Raw genomic sequence first — 14,365 nt, forward strand, 5'->3', positions numbered from 1 at the left:
GAAAATTCATTCCTATACTTTTATATCTCCCCAGTTTTCTCCGGACTTTATTCTATATAATTGCATTTCTGAAACACCAAATTGCTTGGCAAGCACTTTAATCCTGGTTTTTCTTTCAGGATCCAGTAGTTTCTTTTTCAGGATTACGGCTTGTGCATAGGAAAGCTTGGAATAAGAAACAACTTTGCGCAGTTTTCTCTTTTTCTTATTTTCTTTTACTTTCGGACTGTTGTATTGATGCTGCACCCATTCGTCTTTTGTGGCCCAGGCAAGGTTCTCTGCCCTGTTATCGTCTTTTTCGAAATTCTTGTGGATCACATATTTGTCATCCTCTTTTTTATTCAGAAAAAGCTCAGCTACAATTCTATGGATATAATAGGTTTTGTGCTTACCGTTTTTAAGTTTTACGGCAAAATTGAGATACCCACCAACGCGTCCGCCTTTCATTAAATCCCCCTGGGGATTTTTGAGAAAGCTAACAATTCTTCCAAAGTTGGATACCCGGTAATTAAACCTGTCCTGCCATTCTTCTTTGTGCAGGCTTTCCCAGCGCTCGTTTCTATAATCCCTGATCATACATTTTAGATCTAAATTCGTCTTCTTCGTTACTTTTTATTCCCAAGGCTTCATATATATAATTAAAAGTAGAAAGTAACTCTGGTCTGCCGTCTATAAGGGCAACATCATGTTCGAAATGGGCGCTAGGCATATTGTCTGCCGTTAAAATCGTCCAGCCGTCAGATAATTGTTTAATTCTTTTGGTGCCAAGGTTGATCATAGGCTCAATAGCCACGACCATACCTTCTACAAATTTCTTTCCTTTTCCGCGTTTGCCGTAATTTGGCATTTCAGGATCTTCATGCATTTTCTTTCCAAGGCCATGGCCTACTAATTCTCTTACTACACCATATCCATGGTTTTCTGTGTAATTCTGAATGGCAAAGGCGACATCACCAACACGGTTTCCAATTTTAAATTCGCGGATTCCCTCATAGAGCGATTCCTTTGTTACCTGCAGCAGTTTTTTTGTCTCCGGTGCAACTTCCCCCACTTCAAAAGTATATGCGTGATCTCCGTAGAAACCGTTTTTTAGTGCTCCGCAATCAATAGAGATAATATCCCCTTCCTGTAAGGGAGTGTCATTAGGTATTCCATGCACCACTTGTGCATTTGGACTCATGCAAAGGGAATTTGGGAAATCGTACATGCCCAGAAAGCCAGGTTCAGCTCCGTGGTCACGTATAAATTCTTCAGCTAATTTATCTAGTTCTAAAGTTGTTACTCCGGGTTTAATTTTCGGGGCAAGTATTCCAAGAGTTTTGGAGACAATAAGGGCGCTTTCCCTCATTAATTCAATCTCTTCTCTTGTTTTTGGTATTATCATAATTTGTCTTTCAGCCGGTCAAATAGACCGGGTTTTTTTCTTCTTCCTTTTGTCTTAACTGGTTTTTTGGTGGATAATTTCTGGTAAATTTCTCCCCACCCAATCATTCCTCCAATGTTACGATCATCTATATAAATATCTGCAAGAATCTTTCTGCTAATGCTGTCGTCTAAATTCTCCTCGGGATAGCTTTTGTTCACGGCGTAAAATTCAATGCCTCTGGATTTACAGAAATCAACAGCTTCATCAAGTTTTTTTCCATGCCTGTACGTCCACAAAATGAGCCGGTGCCCTTCCTCCTGAAACTTCTTAAGGGTTTCAAAAGCAAATAACATGGGTTTCCCTATTTCCGGATAGTTGTTCTCGACAATTGTACCATCAAAATCTACCGCTATTGTTAATGACTGTAACATGTGAATTTCAACAGATTGCTAACCTTGGACTTTTAATTTTATTGCGCGTAAGGATGACTATATTCTTCACCACTTACAATTTTTGCGATATCTTCTTCTATACTCTCCTGCGGATACTCCACAAACCGATTAACTTCTTTACCGTCTTTATAAAAAATAATGGTCGGTACCATTTCAACATTTAATTCCTCCTGAATATCACCAGGAGTAGATTTATTAGTATCTACGGCAATAGAAGTCAATTTTTCGGTGTCGTAATTAGCCTCGTCCAGAATCTTGAAAAATTTTGGGGTTTCCCGTTTACTATCCACACACCAGGTTCCCATCACAAGCGTGATTTCATAATCTGAAATATTCTCTTTTATGGTCTGCATTGCCTCATCATTGGGATCAAAATCTGAATAGCCAGCTTCAAACCATCTCGAAAATGGTTCTTCCTTAAGTTCCTCTCTTTGAAATTCTCCTAACAGCATGTCCTTCTGATAAACTGCTGTGGGTGGATGTCTATGAACTTGTGCAGAGAATGTGCCTGCAGTTTCTGAAGCTGTTTCAGTTTTAGAAAACTTTCCGTTGCTTCCACAACTTAGGAGAACACCTAGAAAAAGAAGGAGTAATTTATTCATAATATTTTTTTAGATTAAGGAATCCTGCGTCATTAGATCTGGCTTCTCAATTCCCATTAGTTTCAAAATAGTCGGAGCAATGTCACCCAAATTACCGCTTCTAATAGATTTTATGTCTTTATCCAAAAGGATTAGGGGTACCGGATTGGTGGTGTGCGCCGTATTTGGGCTGCCATCTTCGTTAATCATTGTTTCACTATTTCCATGATCTGCAATAACCAATACAGAATAACCATTTTCCATAGCAGTTTCGGCTACATCTTTAGCACAGGAATCTACAGTTTCACATGCTTTAACAGCTGCATCGAAAACTCCGGTATGGCCAACCATATCTGGATTTGCAAAATTCAGGCAAATAAAATCTGCAGATTCACTTTTTAATTCCGGAATTATTTTATCCCGAATTTCATAAGCGCTCATCTCTGGCTGCAGGTCGTATGTTGCGACTTTAGGAGAGTTACACATAATCCTGCTTTCTCCATTAAAGGGTTTTTCACGCCCTCCTGAAAAGAAGAAAGTTACATGCGGATATTTTTCTGTCTCGGCAATTCTAATTTGTTTCTTGCCAGTATATTCTAAAACTTCTCCCAACGTAGTGCTGATGTTGTCTTTTTTAAAGACCACATTAACATTCGTGAAATTATCGTCATATTTAGTAAGGGTTACGTAGTATAATGGAAGCTTTTTCATGTTGTATTCCGGGAAATCCACCTGCGTAAGTGCCTGGGTCAATTGTCGCCCTCTGTCTGTCCTGAAATTGAAGAAAATAACTACTTCTTTTTCTTTAAGAGTGGCTACCGGGTTTCCTGCAGCATCTGTCATTACTATCGGCTCAATAAATTCATCACTAATATCATTATCATAGCTTTGTTGAACAGTCTCAGCGGCATTGGTTGATTTCTGACCTTTTCCTTCAATTATAAGGTCATAAGCCTTTTTTACCCTTTCCCATCTGTTATCACGATCCATTGCAAAATAGCGTCCTATAACTGAGGCAAGTTTGGTATTGGTTTTTGCCATATGCTCCTCCAGTTCAGTAATAAAACCTTTTCCGGAGTGAGGATCCACATCGCGGCCATCTGTAAATGCATGTACATATTTTTCTTTTACTCCAAATTCTTCAGCGGCAGTCAATAATCCTTTTAAATGGTTGATGTGGGAGTGCACTCCACCATCGCTTAAAAGTCCCATAAAATGTACGGGCTTGTTATTTTTAAGAGCGTAGGTAAATGCCTGTTCCAGGACAGGTTCCTGTACAAGAGAGTTATTTTCTACAGCCATGTTAATCTTTACCAGATCCTGGTAAACAATACGGCCTGCGCCAAGATTCATATGTCCTACTTCGCTGTTCCCCATTTGTCCTTCCGGAAGTCCAACATTGAGCCCGTCTGTCCTGAGTTGGGCGTTTGGATAATTCTCCAGGATAGAATCTACGAATGGTGTTTTTGCTTTTGCGATTGCTGATACTTCTGGATTTTGGGTTATTCCCCAGCCATCCAGAATCATTAGTAAGACCTTTTTATTCATCTTGTATTTTAAATTTAATTTCAAATATAAAAAACAATATTTTCGCCTGCTAAATTAGGCCGTATAATGTTTTATTAAATGTCAAATCCTATTAATATGGTTTTGTAATCAGGTGCCTTGTTTCTGATAAATTTTAACATTTTGCCTAAATTTCTTAGTACTAATAACCGGTGCAAAGCGTTATCTTTTCAAAGCCAGATTTTTTAGCTAATCACTTTAACATTAATTAAATAAGAGATTTAAATGTTAAAGTTTGGGATTTGAGATTCATCCATGGCAATTAACGAGATTATTTTGTATGTTGGCACAGCCTTTGGAATATATTAACAGTACTTTAAATAAAAAACCTTTCTAAATATGACGTATAGAATTTTAATTGTGATGGCGGTACTGCTTTTTTCTTTTGCTTTTAAAAGCACGGAAGAGCTAAATGAAAATGAGAAAATAAATACGATCAGCGAAGTAGAAGCTACTGAAGCTTTAACCTTTAAAGAGGAGGTGGCAATAACCTATGAAGCTTTTTCCAGAAACAGTATTAATCTTCCAACTCTGGAAGTGTTTGAAAACGGAATGAAGGGTTACTTTAAACTCGAAGAAGAAGGTGTGGTGGCTAAGAAAATTCTCACCATAGTAGATTTTAATTTATCTTCTAATAAAAAAAGGATGTGGATTCTGGACATGGAAAAGAAAGAAGTGCTTTTCCATACTTATACCTCTCATGGGAAAAATACCGGAGGTGAATTCGCAAAAAAATTCTCTAATACTTTAAATTCTCTTCAGAGTTCACTTGGTTTCTATGTTACAGGGGAAACTTATTATGGTAGCAACGGACTTTCCCTTTTCATCGACGGAAAGGAAAAAGGATTTAACAACAACGCCAGAAAGCGTTATGTAGTTATTCACGGAGCAGATTATGCTACTCCTGATTTTATTAAAAAGTACGGAAGACTTGGCAGAAGTTACGGATGTCCTGCGGTTCCTAATTCCTTAGCCAAAGAGCTTATAAACACAATAAAAGGAGAGTCTGTGGTTTATATTCATAAAAACTCTTCAGATTATCTAAAGAAATCTCCTTACCTGAATTATCCTACAGCATAGATAATCAGAGGGATATAACAATTAAACAATAAAAAGTCCCGCTTTTGGCGGGACTTTTTATTGTTGAAACTGGGTTTAATCCTTCAGTAAATTGTATATCTTTTCGTCTGTGCCATAAATATCTGCAGTAAAGCGTGCTTCCCCGTCTTCACGCCAGGAAGTCCAGTACAGGTGGTGTACTTTTACAGATTGAGTAACTTCAATTTGGGTTGTTTTTCCAGATGCAATAATATCATCTATTTTTTCTGAAGAATACTGCGACCTGTTCTTTAAAAGGTATTTAGACAGTTCAATCGCGCCCTGCACCCTTACGCAACCAGAACTTTCTGCTCTGGAATTTCTTTCGAACAATGCTTTGGATGGAGTATCATGGAGATAGATCAAATACTCGTTTGGATAAATTATTTTTACCTGTCCTAATGGATTAGAGCTTCCGGCCTTCTGTCTGAAGGTATAACTCATTCCTTCACCAGAATCAAAATTAATATCTGCGGGATCTACCTCTTCGCCGTCTTTGTTGTAAATTGTAATATTTCGTTTTGAGAGGTAGGAAATATCCCTTGCAGCACCGGGAATAACATCTTTTTTCTTTATTGTAGGAGGAATAGTCCAGGTGGGATTATAGACCACATATTGTATTTTATCAGAAAAAACAGGTGTTTTTCTCGCCTGGGTGCCAACCATTACTTTATGAGTTGATATGGTGTCATTGTCCCGTACCACAGTGAGCCTGTAATTTGGGATATTTACGAGAATATAATGATCCCCGAAATCACGCGGAAACCAGCGCCAGCGTTCCATATTAGCCAGAACCTGATGATGACGCTCTTCACTGTTTTTGTTAAGATTAGATATGGTTCCTGCACCAATCACTCCGTCTACCTCAATACCGTATCTCAGTTGATAATCTTTTATTGCTTTCTGTATCTCTGGAGTGTAAGAGTTGGTTATAGAATCAGCCTCAACAGGAAATCCAAGTTCTTCAAGACGTTGGACAATAGAGGGAATCCTTGGATCATTTTCGTTAGGTTTTATTGTTTCTCCAGATGCTATTGTGGTGATATTTTTTTCTTGAGTTCTTAATTTGTCATATTCGGCAAGAGACTTTTTCAGGCCGTGATAAACGGGATGATCTGGTTTTATCGAATTTAGGGTAGCCTCAATATCCTCTTCATTTATAGCTTTTTCCAGTAGACTTGTCAGGTCAACATCTTCTTTGTTTAGATCCCAGATTTCAAAAAGCTCATTGGGATTAAGTTTTCCGTAGTAAAGATCGTGTGCAAGCTGAAGGAAATTATCGGTAAGTGAAATTTCAAGTTTGAATTGTTCTTCTTTATTTAAATTCTGGAGATTTGATAAAGATTCTTTCAGGTAAGTTTTGTGGTAGTCCTCGGGATCCAGTCCTTCCTGGTCGATATTTTCAATATTCCGGAATAAACTTTCCCGCAGTCCTGCATTTACCCAAACCGGCTTATAATCCTGCTTTTGATAAAATGCAGTAACTTCTTCTTTACGCTGTAGTGACAAATTCTTATTTGTGGCTGTAGAATCGGTGAAAAATTCCGAAATAAATTCGGAATCGGTTAAAACTCCTACGGTTTCTGTATTATTTGATGTTTCAATACCCGGTTCTTCCGTGGCATTCTTACAGGAAGTGAAAATCAGCGTACAAAAGAGAAAAGTAATTAAGAATGTTGGTCTGATTTTAACCATAGAAAAGTAGGGTTTAATGTTTGGAGTAATTTTATTAAGCGCTTTTAAAAAGAAAAAGCCCTGGTGCAGGGCTTTTTAATTATCTCGTGGCTCTTACATCTTCGTAAGATTTGTTTCTTTCGAATTGAACCTCTGCAAAAGGACAAAGAGGATCTATTTTCAGGTTATTCTCCCGGGCGTGTTCCACACTCTTCTTTAAAAGGTCTGACGCCAGGCCTTTACCTTCGAACTTACGGTCTACTTTTGTGTGATCTATAACAATTATGTTATTGTCCTGTCTTTGATAAGTAAGTTCAGCAATAATACCCTTATCACCTTCTATGTAGAACATCCCGCGGGTATCACTTTCTTTATGTTTAATATTCATAATTTACTTTTTTAATATACCATCCACAATGCCGTAATTTATAGATTCATCTGCGTCCATCCAGTAATCACGGTTAAAATCTTTCATCACTCTTTCGTAATCCTGTCCGCAATTCTCTGCTAAAATTCTGGCACTTAGCTCTTTGGTTTTAAGGATTTCGTTTGCCTGAATTTCAATATTCGAAGCCTGTCCTCGTGCACCACCGCTTGGCTGGTGAATCATAACCTTGGCATGAGGCTGGATAAACCTTCTGCCTTTTGTTCCTACAGAAAGTAAAATAGAGCCCATAGAAGCTGCAAGTCCCGTGCAAATTGTAGAAATGGGGCTGTTAAGCGATTGTATCGTATCATAAATAGCAAATCCATCGGTTACATAACCTCCGGGACTATTAATAAAAAACTGTATTTCTTCATCGCCGTCAAGATCAAGATACATCAACCGGTCAATGACATGCTTTGCAGTTTTGTCGTTTACCATTCCCCAAAGGAAAACTTTGCGTTCCTTAAGTAATTTCGCATCTATTAAATCCTGAATTTTTCCGGTTTTATCTTTCATATCTCGTGTAAAAATTATCTAGTCTAGTAAAGGCTAAAAATATGATTATTTTAGCAGAAAACTCCGGTATGGAACCTGCATTTAACAAGATTTTAAAAGAAGATATAGAAACAATAATTCCGTTCATTCAGAAGTTATCAAAAGCTGAATTTCCAGATGAGATTTTAAGAGAACGATTTACTGAAATGCTCAACCAAAACTATGAATGCTTCGGAATTTTTCTGAACGAAAAGCTCATAGGTGTGTTTGGACTGTGGTTTATGACGAGGCATTATGCTGGAAGAAGTTGCGAACCGGATCATATTTTTATATCTGAAGAAGTTCAGGGAAAAGGAATCGGGAAGAAACTTTTTAAATTTATCTATGACTACGCAAAAGACAAAGGATGTGAAACTTCAGAACTAAATAGTTACGTCCAGAATTACCGTTCTCACAAGTTTTACATGAACGAAGGCTACGTTATCAAGGGATATCATTTTCTAAAAAAGCTTTAATTTTTTTGGAAGTTGAAAAACTTAAAGTTTATATTTGCAGTGCTAATGCGGGAGTAGCTCAGTTGGTAGAGCGTCAGCCTTCCAAGCTGAATGTCGCCGGTTCGAACCCGGTCTCCCGCTCAAAACGAACCCCTTCAGAAATGTTGGGGTTTTTTGTTGCCCCAAATTTTCCTGAAAAATCACCGGGTGAGAAGGGATCAAGCCTAATTGTTGGGGACTAGGCAAAAATTGTAGTTAATCTATAGAGGAAGAATTCTACATTTTTCACTCCTCTGAACTGACTCCTAAATGCTTTTATCTTGGCATTAAATGATTCTGCAGAAGCATTTGTACTTCTGTTCTTGAAGTAGTTTAAGATAGATCTGTAGTTCAAACTAATGGAATTAGCCACGGTATTAAATGCTTTGAAGCCGGACTCTTCCACAGCTCTGTACCAATGGGCCAGCTTAGTGTAAGCTATTTTAACCTCCGTGTTTTCATTAAAAATACTTCTCAACTGGTTTACCAGGGAATATGCCTGTTGTATATCCGGGTAGATTTTAAATAATAATTTAGCCCTTTGTTGTTGGTTGGTTGTCCAGTTGGAGGGAGCTTTATAGAGTAAGTAGCGGCTTCTTGCCAGTAATTGTTTTTTAGTGTCCCCATTAGGAAGCACCTGGGGTTTATATTCAAAGTCACTGGACTTTGCTTTTTGCAGCTGTTGATTCTCCAGATCTAAAGCTTCCCATCGATGCTTGATTCTTAGCTCTTGTAAGGCTTCAATGGCTAATTTCTGAACGTGGAACCTGTCGGTGACCTGAATGGCTTTAGGGAAGCATGTCCTTGCGATATGTTTCATGGAATAAGCCATGTCCAAGGTGATTTCTTTAACCTGGCCTCGTAAGGAAGAAGGGATTTTGAGCAGTTGTCTAACAATGGGTTCTACCTTGGTTCCTGCCATAATAGCTACCAGAGCTCCTTTCTTCCCTCTGGCTTTCTTATTGGTGATAATGGTGTAGAGTTCTCCTCTTGATAAAGCAGTCTAATCTATGGATAGATAAGGCCCTATATTTTCAGGAAAAACCAGCCATTGCCTTGCATGTTTCTTTTCTTTCCATTCTTTAAAGTCACTGAGGTAATCTTTATACTGACGCTGTAATTTCTTACCGTTTACCCCATAAAAGGAACCTATGGTATGGCAGTCTGAAGCCTTAGTATTGATTAATCTGTTTTAAAAAAGCAGCAAACTCTGTGGTCATACGAGTTCCCTGGGCGACTAAGTTCCAATCTCTTTGAACGATCTCTCCACTTTCTTTATCAGTCCATCTTCGACGTTTTACATGCAGGTATACCGTGCTTCCCCGTAGGGGGAAGTCCTGAATAGTTATTTCTTTATGGAAGCCTTTTGAGATTAAAACCCGGGAGGATTGTTCTTTGGGGGGTATGTTACGCTCTTCAAAATAGAGATGAAGAGTCTCTTTTTCTTTCTTGCTCTTTACCAAATCAAAATGATCCACTATGAATTGTGGCAGTACAAGTTTTATTAAATCAAGGTAATTATCCAATTCTATATTTTTTACAAATATCAAACTTTACTGCAATTCCTCCCCAACTTTTGAGAATGATCCGTGAGAAGCCTGTCCTGAGTGAGCTTTGAAAAAGCGAATCGAAGGGAACCCGGTCTCCCGCTCAAAATCAAAACCCTTCAGAAATGACGGGGTTTTTTGTTGCCTGAGATTTTTGCTAAAGAGTCACTGGTTGAGAAGCCTGTCCTGAGTGAGCTTTGAAAAAGCGAATCGAAGGGAACCCGGTCTCCCACTCAAAATCAAAACCCCTTCAGAAATTTTTGGGTTTTTTTCTTTTCTGGCATTTACCGGCTCTGTAAGAGTACCTAGAAAATGTCAATTATCAACTTATTATTTTCAGAACGACGAACTTTAAAAGCAGTTAAGAATTTTCTTCAGCATATTTTTTTGCAATAGCATCCACACAATTAATTCCGTCTATCGCGGCTGATATTATTCCTCCGGCATAACCGGCTCCTTCCCCGCAGGGATAGAGTCCGCTAATTTCAATATGTTCCAGGGTTTCGGGATGACGCGGAATAGAAACAGGGGAGGAGGTCCGGCTTTCCGGCGCATGTAAAACCGCTTTATTGGTATAATAACCCTTTAATTTTTTTCCGAAGAGAATAAATGCTTTTCGCAATCGGGTGGCAATTAGTGGAGGTAGAATTTTGTTTAAATCCACACTTACAATTCCGGGTTGATAAGATGTTTTCGGAAAATCTACAGAGACTTTTCCTTCAACAAAATCTACCATTCGCTGCGCGGGAACCTGCTGAGTTTTTCCGGCTGCTTCCCAGCACGCATGCTCTACACTTTTCTGAAAATTCAGGGATACAAAAGGATCGTTAGGATCGAAATTTGGCAAATCTTCAGGGGTAATGCTCACCACAATTCCCGAGTTGGCGTAGGGATTATTTCGTTTGCTGGGGCTCCATCCGTTAGTAACTACTTCCTCCTGGGCTGTGGCGCAAGGGGCAATAATGCCACCGGGACACATGCAAAAGGAGTAAACCCCAAGGCCGTCCACCTGCTCCACAAGGCTGTAGGATGCAGGTGGTAAATAGGGATTCTCGTCATCCCCGTGGTATTGAATGGTGTCTATTAACTTTTGCTGATGCTCTATTCTAACTCCAAGCGCAAAGGGTTTTGCTTCAATTTTAATATTTTTCTCGTGTAAGAGGTAAAAAATATCCCTGGCAGAATGTCCTGTTGCGAGAATTACTTCATCAAAAGAAAGCCACTGCTCGTCATTAACCTGAATGGCTTCAATTTTGTTGTTTTCCAGCTTTAGGTCGGTGAGTTTTGAATTAAAGTGAACCTCTCCGCCAGCTTCAGTTATGGCTTCTCGCATAGAGGTGATAATCTTCGGAAGTTTATTGGTGCCGATATGTGGATGCGCGTCCACAAGAATATCAGGATCTGCACCAAAATGCACAAACCACTCGAGCGCCTTCAGGACATTACCACGTTTTTTAGAACGTGTGTAGAGTTTTCCGTCAGAATAGGTTCCGGCGCCGCCTTCTCCAAAACAATAATTCGATTCGGGATTAACAATTTGCTCTTTATTGATCTTCGCGAGATCGTGCCTGCGTGCGCGAACATCTTTTCCGCGTTCAAAAACTATCGGTTTTAGTCCTGCTTCAATGGCGCGCAGTGCGGCATATAAACCTGCCGGGCCGGCACCAATGATGGCAATTTCCTTAGAACCTGAAACCTGCTTCGGAATAAATGCAGGTATTGCTTTGCGCACGTCATCCTTTTTCCAGAACTCCACCTGAAGGTTAATTTTAACCGGCTTCCTTCGGGCATCAATGGATCGTTTCCGAATCCTCCACTCCCGAATATCATTCTTTTTAAGTTTGGCTTTTTCTAAAGCCAGTGGGAGAATAACCGATTCGTCTTCCTGTTGGTTGGGTAAAACTGAAATTTGTACCAGGGTGCTCATAGAGGGCAAAGATACGTATAAACGCAAATCTTCAAACCTTTATTCTGGCAAAGAGAAGGAAAATAAAGTGCGATAATTGCCAAATTTCGGCCTGCTCTTTTTACATCATGGTAAGTAACTCTTCAACGTACTGTCGCGAGTTAGAAAGTCTTGGGATTTTATGCTGCCCACCAAGTTTGTCATTCTTTTTTAACCAGTCATAAAACAGCTTTTTGCGCGCCTGGTGAATGGTAGGCACATTAAGGGTCATATTATTAAAGCGTTTGGCCTCATAATCACTATTTATTTCCTGTAGCGCTTTGTCCAGCTGAACTTTAAAATTTTCCAGGTCCCTTGGAGGAGTGATAAATTCAATAATCCATTCGTGGGAGCCTTTTTCTTTGCCTTCCATAAAAATTGGCGCCACGGTGTAGTCCATAATTTCGCAATTGGTGACCAGGGAAACTTTCTTCAGCGCTTCTTCGGCGTTTTCGATAATCAGCTCTTCTCCAAACACGTTAATGTGGTGTTTTGTCCTTCCGGAAACTTTTATTCGGTAAGGACTTACTGAAGTAAAGCGAACGGTATCGCCTATTTTGTAACGCCAAAGTCCGGCATTTGTGGTTATAACGACCGCATAATTTTTACCAATTTCGACCTCACTTAATGGAATAAGCTTTTCTTCTGAAGTATTATAAGTATCCATCGGAATAAACTCATAGAAAATTCCGTAGTCCAGCATCAGCAATAATTCCTTGGAATCATTTTGATCCTGACAGGCAAAAAATCCTTCGCTCGCATTGTAAATCTCGTAAAAACGGAAGTCTTCTTTAGGCAGAATCTTCTGATATTGCGATGCATATGGATTAAAACTCACACCTCCGTGAAAATAGACCTCCAGGTGCGGCCAGACTTCAAATAAGTTATTTTTTCCGGTAGTTTCCAGGACATTATTCAGTAAAACCAGCATCCATGAAGGTACTCCGGCAAGGCTGGTAACTCTTTCCTTGATAGTTTCATCTACAATGGCCTGCATTTTCACTTCCCAGTTATTCATCAAAGAAACTTCATTGCTGGGAGTGCTGCTAAATTCTGCCCAAAAAGGCATATTGTCAATTAATATTGCTGAAAGATCTCCATAAGCCGTTCCGTTATCCCTATAAATTTCCTTACTTCCTCCAAGCCTTAGATTTTTGCCTGCAAACATTTGAGACTGCGGATTATTATTTAGATACATACACAACATATCCTTGCCTGCAGAATAATGGCAACTTTCGAGCGAATCGTCACTCACGGGAATAAATTTACTCTTGGCATTGGTGGTTCCACTGGATTTTGCAAACCACTTAATAGGAGTAGGCCAGAAAATATTATTCTCACCCCGCCTGCTTCTTTCAATATCCGGCTCGTAATCTTCATATTTTTGAACAGGAATGCGATCTGCAAAAGCCTGGTAGTTCTTCATGGAAGCAAAATCGTACTTCCTGCCGACTTCAGTATTCTTTGCTGTGGAAATAAGGTTTTTTAAGAGTTCGTGTTGAACCTCGTGAGGATATTTTATAAATAATTCCATCTGGTGGATCCGCTTTTTCAGGAACCAAGAGGCAACAGAATTTACTAATGGAATTGGCATTATTTATTTTTAACTTTACGCGCCAAATCTCTTGGGCATAAAATGGTTGGTTGGCTAAAAATAAACTAAACTTTACAGCCAGCAAAAAAAATCGTTTCATCAAAAAATAATACCAAATTTTATGAAGTACGAAGGTGTGCTTACCAAAATGAAAACGGAACTTACAGATACCGTACAATATTACCTGCTTTTTGAATCGGATTTTCTTAACCTGAACCAGGTTTTGAACAAGAAATTGAGCATTAATTTTCTCCGGTTTCAATGTATTAATTGTTCAAAGCAGAAAAAGGTTTTTAGAACCGGATTTTGTTATGATTGCTGGAGTAGTATTCCGCAGGCAGGGGACTGGATAATGAGACCGGAATTGAGTAAGGCACATCTAGATGAAGAAGATCGTGATCTTGAATATGAGAAGCAATCGCAGCTACAACCCCATGTGGTTTACCTTGCCAATTCCAGCAATGTAAAAGTTGGGGTTACGCGCAGGAGCCAGGTGCTTACACGATGGATAGATCAGGGAGCACACGAGGCGATCGAAATTGTAGAAGTGCCTAACAGGTACCTCGCGGGAATTACAGAAGTCGCTTTAAAGGATCATGTTTCAGATAAAACCAACTGGCGCAAAATGCTCACCAACGATATTCTGGATCTGGATTTAGCTGAAGAAAGAGAAAAACTGAAGGATTTTATTCCTGAAGAAGCCAAACAATACTTCCTGGCCAGCAACAAAGAAACCGAAATACAATTCCCCGTACTGGAGTTTCCGAAGAAAATAAAAACACTGTCTCTAAAGAAGAGTCCGTTTTATGAAGGAATTCTGAAGGGAATAAAAGGACAATACCTGATCTTTGAAGATGGTACCGCTTTTAACGTAAGAGCTCACGAAGGCTACGTGGTAGAGCTGAATGTTTCGTGATTTTTTAGTGGAGAGAGGAGAGAAAAAAGTTTATTTAGAATTTCATTAGCTTCCAAGGTCTTCCTGTTAACGAGCGTATAGAAGGTCGATAATTGTCAAATTTCGGCTTAGCCTTTTTAAAGGTAGGCCAGACCAAGACCACACAGGTTTTCGAAACCTATGAGGTCTGAT

The 14,365-nt window shown here is 39.2% G+C and carries 15 protein-coding genes and 1 tRNA gene; 4 read left to right on the forward strand and 12 right to left on the reverse strand.

Features of this window, described 5'->3' with window-relative positions; all coding sequences use genetic code 11:
* Nucleotides 1-12: 12 nt before the first annotated feature.
* Genes RM549_RS14740 through gpmI form a run of 5 tightly spaced genes read right to left on the reverse strand, consistent with a single transcriptional unit; the run spans nt 13 to nt 3,947 of the window.
* Entirely contained in the window at nt 13-576 is a 564-nt protein-coding gene (locus RM549_RS14740; RefSeq protein WP_311686169.1) for an HNH endonuclease signature motif containing protein, read from the reverse strand.
* The gene (gene map, locus RM549_RS14745) at nt 560-1,384 is read right to left on the reverse strand and encodes a type I methionyl aminopeptidase (protein WP_311686171.1); all 825 of its coding nucleotides are present in this window, start codon (nt 1,382-1,384) and stop codon (nt 560-562) included. The genes RM549_RS14740 and map overlap by 17 nt, the downstream gene beginning before the upstream one ends.
* Entirely contained in the window at nt 1,381-1,797 is a 417-nt protein-coding gene (locus tag RM549_RS14750) for a BT0820 family HAD-type phosphatase (RefSeq protein ID WP_311686173.1), read from the reverse strand. Before RM549_RS14750 ends, map begins: the two co-directional genes overlap by 4 nt.
* A 38-nt stretch (nt 1,798-1,835) precedes the next feature.
* Nucleotides 1,836-2,420 (reverse strand): thioredoxin family protein, encoded by a 585-nt coding sequence (locus RM549_RS14755; RefSeq protein WP_311686175.1) that lies wholly within the window; start codon nt 2,418-2,420, stop codon nt 1,836-1,838.
* 9 nt (nt 2,421-2,429) lie between these two features.
* Nucleotides 2,430-3,947 carry a 2,3-bisphosphoglycerate-independent phosphoglycerate mutase gene (gene gpmI, locus RM549_RS14760; RefSeq protein ID WP_311686177.1) on the reverse strand — a complete coding sequence of 506 codons (1,518 nt, stop codon included), beginning with the start codon at nt 3,945-3,947 and terminating at the stop codon, nt 2,430-2,432.
* Nucleotides 3,948-4,304: 357 nt separating this feature from the next.
* Between gpmI and RM549_RS14765 the strand changes: the two genes are divergently transcribed.
* Nucleotides 4,305-5,045, forward strand: a complete 741-nt coding sequence (locus tag RM549_RS14765) for a murein L,D-transpeptidase catalytic domain family protein (RefSeq protein WP_311686179.1) — start codon at nt 4,305-4,307, stop codon at nt 5,043-5,045.
* A gap of 75 nt (nt 5,046-5,120) precedes the next feature.
* Here RM549_RS14765 and RM549_RS14770 read toward each other — a convergent pair whose 3' ends face one another.
* The 3 genes from RM549_RS14770 to RM549_RS14780 all read right to left on the reverse strand — a co-directional run bounded on the left by RM549_RS14770 (nt 5,121) and on the right by RM549_RS14780 (nt 7,680).
* Entirely contained in the window at nt 5,121-6,758 is a 1,638-nt protein-coding gene (locus tag RM549_RS14770; protein ID WP_311686181.1) for a L,D-transpeptidase family protein, read from the reverse strand.
* Nucleotides 6,759-6,837: 79 nt separating this feature from the next.
* Nucleotides 6,838-7,125 carry a GNAT family N-acetyltransferase gene (locus RM549_RS14775; RefSeq protein WP_311686183.1) on the reverse strand — a complete coding sequence of 96 codons (288 nt, stop codon included), beginning with the start codon at nt 7,123-7,125 and terminating at the stop codon, nt 6,838-6,840.
* A gap of 3 nt (nt 7,126-7,128) precedes the next feature.
* Nucleotides 7,129-7,680 carry a ClpP family protease gene (locus RM549_RS14780; protein ID WP_311686185.1) on the reverse strand — a complete coding sequence of 184 codons (552 nt, stop codon included), beginning with the start codon at nt 7,678-7,680 and terminating at the stop codon, nt 7,129-7,131.
* A gap of 41 nt (nt 7,681-7,721) precedes the next feature.
* On the opposite strand from RM549_RS14780, the gene RM549_RS14785 reads away from it, so the two are divergent.
* Together RM549_RS14785 and RM549_RS14790 are read left to right on the forward strand one after the other, a co-directional pair.
* Nucleotides 7,722-8,174, forward strand: a complete 453-nt coding sequence (locus RM549_RS14785) for a GNAT family N-acetyltransferase (protein ID WP_311686187.1) — start codon at nt 7,722-7,724, stop codon at nt 8,172-8,174.
* A 47-nt stretch (nt 8,175-8,221) separates the two neighbouring features.
* Nucleotides 8,222-8,294: transfer RNA gene (locus RM549_RS14790), tRNA-Gly, on the forward strand.
* A gap of 97 nt (nt 8,295-8,391) precedes the next feature.
* Here RM549_RS14790 and RM549_RS14795 read toward each other — a convergent pair.
* From RM549_RS14795 to RM549_RS14810, 4 genes are all read right to left on the reverse strand, one after another.
* Entirely contained in the window at nt 8,392-9,165 is a 774-nt protein-coding gene (locus RM549_RS14795) for an ISAon1 family transposase (protein ID WP_311686195.1), read from the reverse strand.
* A 199-nt stretch (nt 9,166-9,364) separates the two neighbouring features.
* On the reverse strand, nt 9,365-9,718 hold the full coding sequence (locus tag RM549_RS14800; protein ID WP_311686189.1) for an ISAon1 family transposase N-terminal region protein: 354 nt from the start codon (nt 9,716-9,718) through the stop codon (nt 9,365-9,367).
* 382 nt (nt 9,719-10,100) lie between these two features.
* Nucleotides 10,101-11,666 carry an NAD(P)/FAD-dependent oxidoreductase gene (locus RM549_RS14805; protein ID WP_311686197.1) on the reverse strand — a complete coding sequence of 522 codons (1,566 nt, stop codon included), beginning with the start codon at nt 11,664-11,666 and terminating at the stop codon, nt 10,101-10,103.
* A gap of 100 nt (nt 11,667-11,766) precedes the next feature.
* A complete protein-coding gene (locus tag RM549_RS14810; protein ID WP_311686191.1) occupies nt 11,767-13,278 on the reverse strand; it encodes a GH3 auxin-responsive promoter family protein in 1,512 nt (503 codons plus the stop codon).
* A 121-nt stretch (nt 13,279-13,399) separates the two neighbouring features.
* Between RM549_RS14810 and RM549_RS14815 the strand changes: the two genes are divergently transcribed.
* Nucleotides 13,400-14,194, forward strand: coding sequence for a DUF2797 domain-containing protein (locus RM549_RS14815; RefSeq protein WP_311686193.1), 795 nt, complete (start codon nt 13,400-13,402; stop codon nt 14,192-14,194).
* Nucleotides 14,195-14,365: the final 171 nt, after the last annotated feature.

The organism is Autumnicola patrickiae (genome assembly GCF_031846525.1).
GTDB lineage: Bacteria > Bacteroidota > Bacteroidia > Flavobacteriales > Flavobacteriaceae > Autumnicola > Autumnicola patrickiae.

Coding starts and splice junctions, on each gene's coding strand:
- RM549_RS14740 (WP_311686169.1), bottom strand. CDS start 576: ATGATCAGGGATTATAGAAACGAGCGCTGGGAAAGCCTGCACAAAGAA.
- map (WP_311686171.1), bottom strand. CDS start 1,384: ATGATAATACCAAAAACAAGAGAAGAGATTGAATTAATGAGGGAAAGC.
- RM549_RS14750 (WP_311686173.1), bottom strand. CDS start 1,797: ATGTTACAGTCATTAACAATAGCGGTAGATTTTGATGGTACAATTGTC.
- RM549_RS14755 (WP_311686175.1), bottom strand. CDS start 2,420: ATGAATAAATTACTCCTTCTTTTTCTAGGTGTTCTCCTAAGTTGTGGA.
- gpmI (WP_311686177.1), bottom strand. CDS start 3,947: ATGAATAAAAAGGTCTTACTAATGATTCTGGATGGCTGGGGAATAACC.
- RM549_RS14765 (WP_311686179.1), top strand. CDS start 4,305: ATGACGTATAGAATTTTAATTGTGATGGCGGTACTGCTTTTTTCTTTT.
- RM549_RS14770 (WP_311686181.1), bottom strand. CDS start 6,758: ATGGTTAAAATCAGACCAACATTCTTAATTACTTTTCTCTTTTGTACG.
- RM549_RS14775 (WP_311686183.1), bottom strand. CDS start 7,125: ATGAATATTAAACATAAAGAAAGTGATACCCGCGGGATGTTCTACATA.
- RM549_RS14780 (WP_311686185.1), bottom strand. CDS start 7,680: ATGAAAGATAAAACCGGAAAAATTCAGGATTTAATAGATGCGAAATTA.
- RM549_RS14785 (WP_311686187.1), top strand. CDS start 7,722: ATGATTATTTTAGCAGAAAACTCCGGTATGGAACCTGCATTTAACAAG.
- RM549_RS14805 (WP_311686197.1), bottom strand. CDS start 11,666: ATGAGCACCCTGGTACAAATTTCAGTTTTACCCAACCAACAGGAAGAC.
- RM549_RS14810 (WP_311686191.1), bottom strand. CDS start 13,278: ATGCCAATTCCATTAGTAAATTCTGTTGCCTCTTGGTTCCTGAAAAAG.
- RM549_RS14815 (WP_311686193.1), top strand. CDS start 13,400: ATGAAGTACGAAGGTGTGCTTACCAAAATGAAAACGGAACTTACAGAT.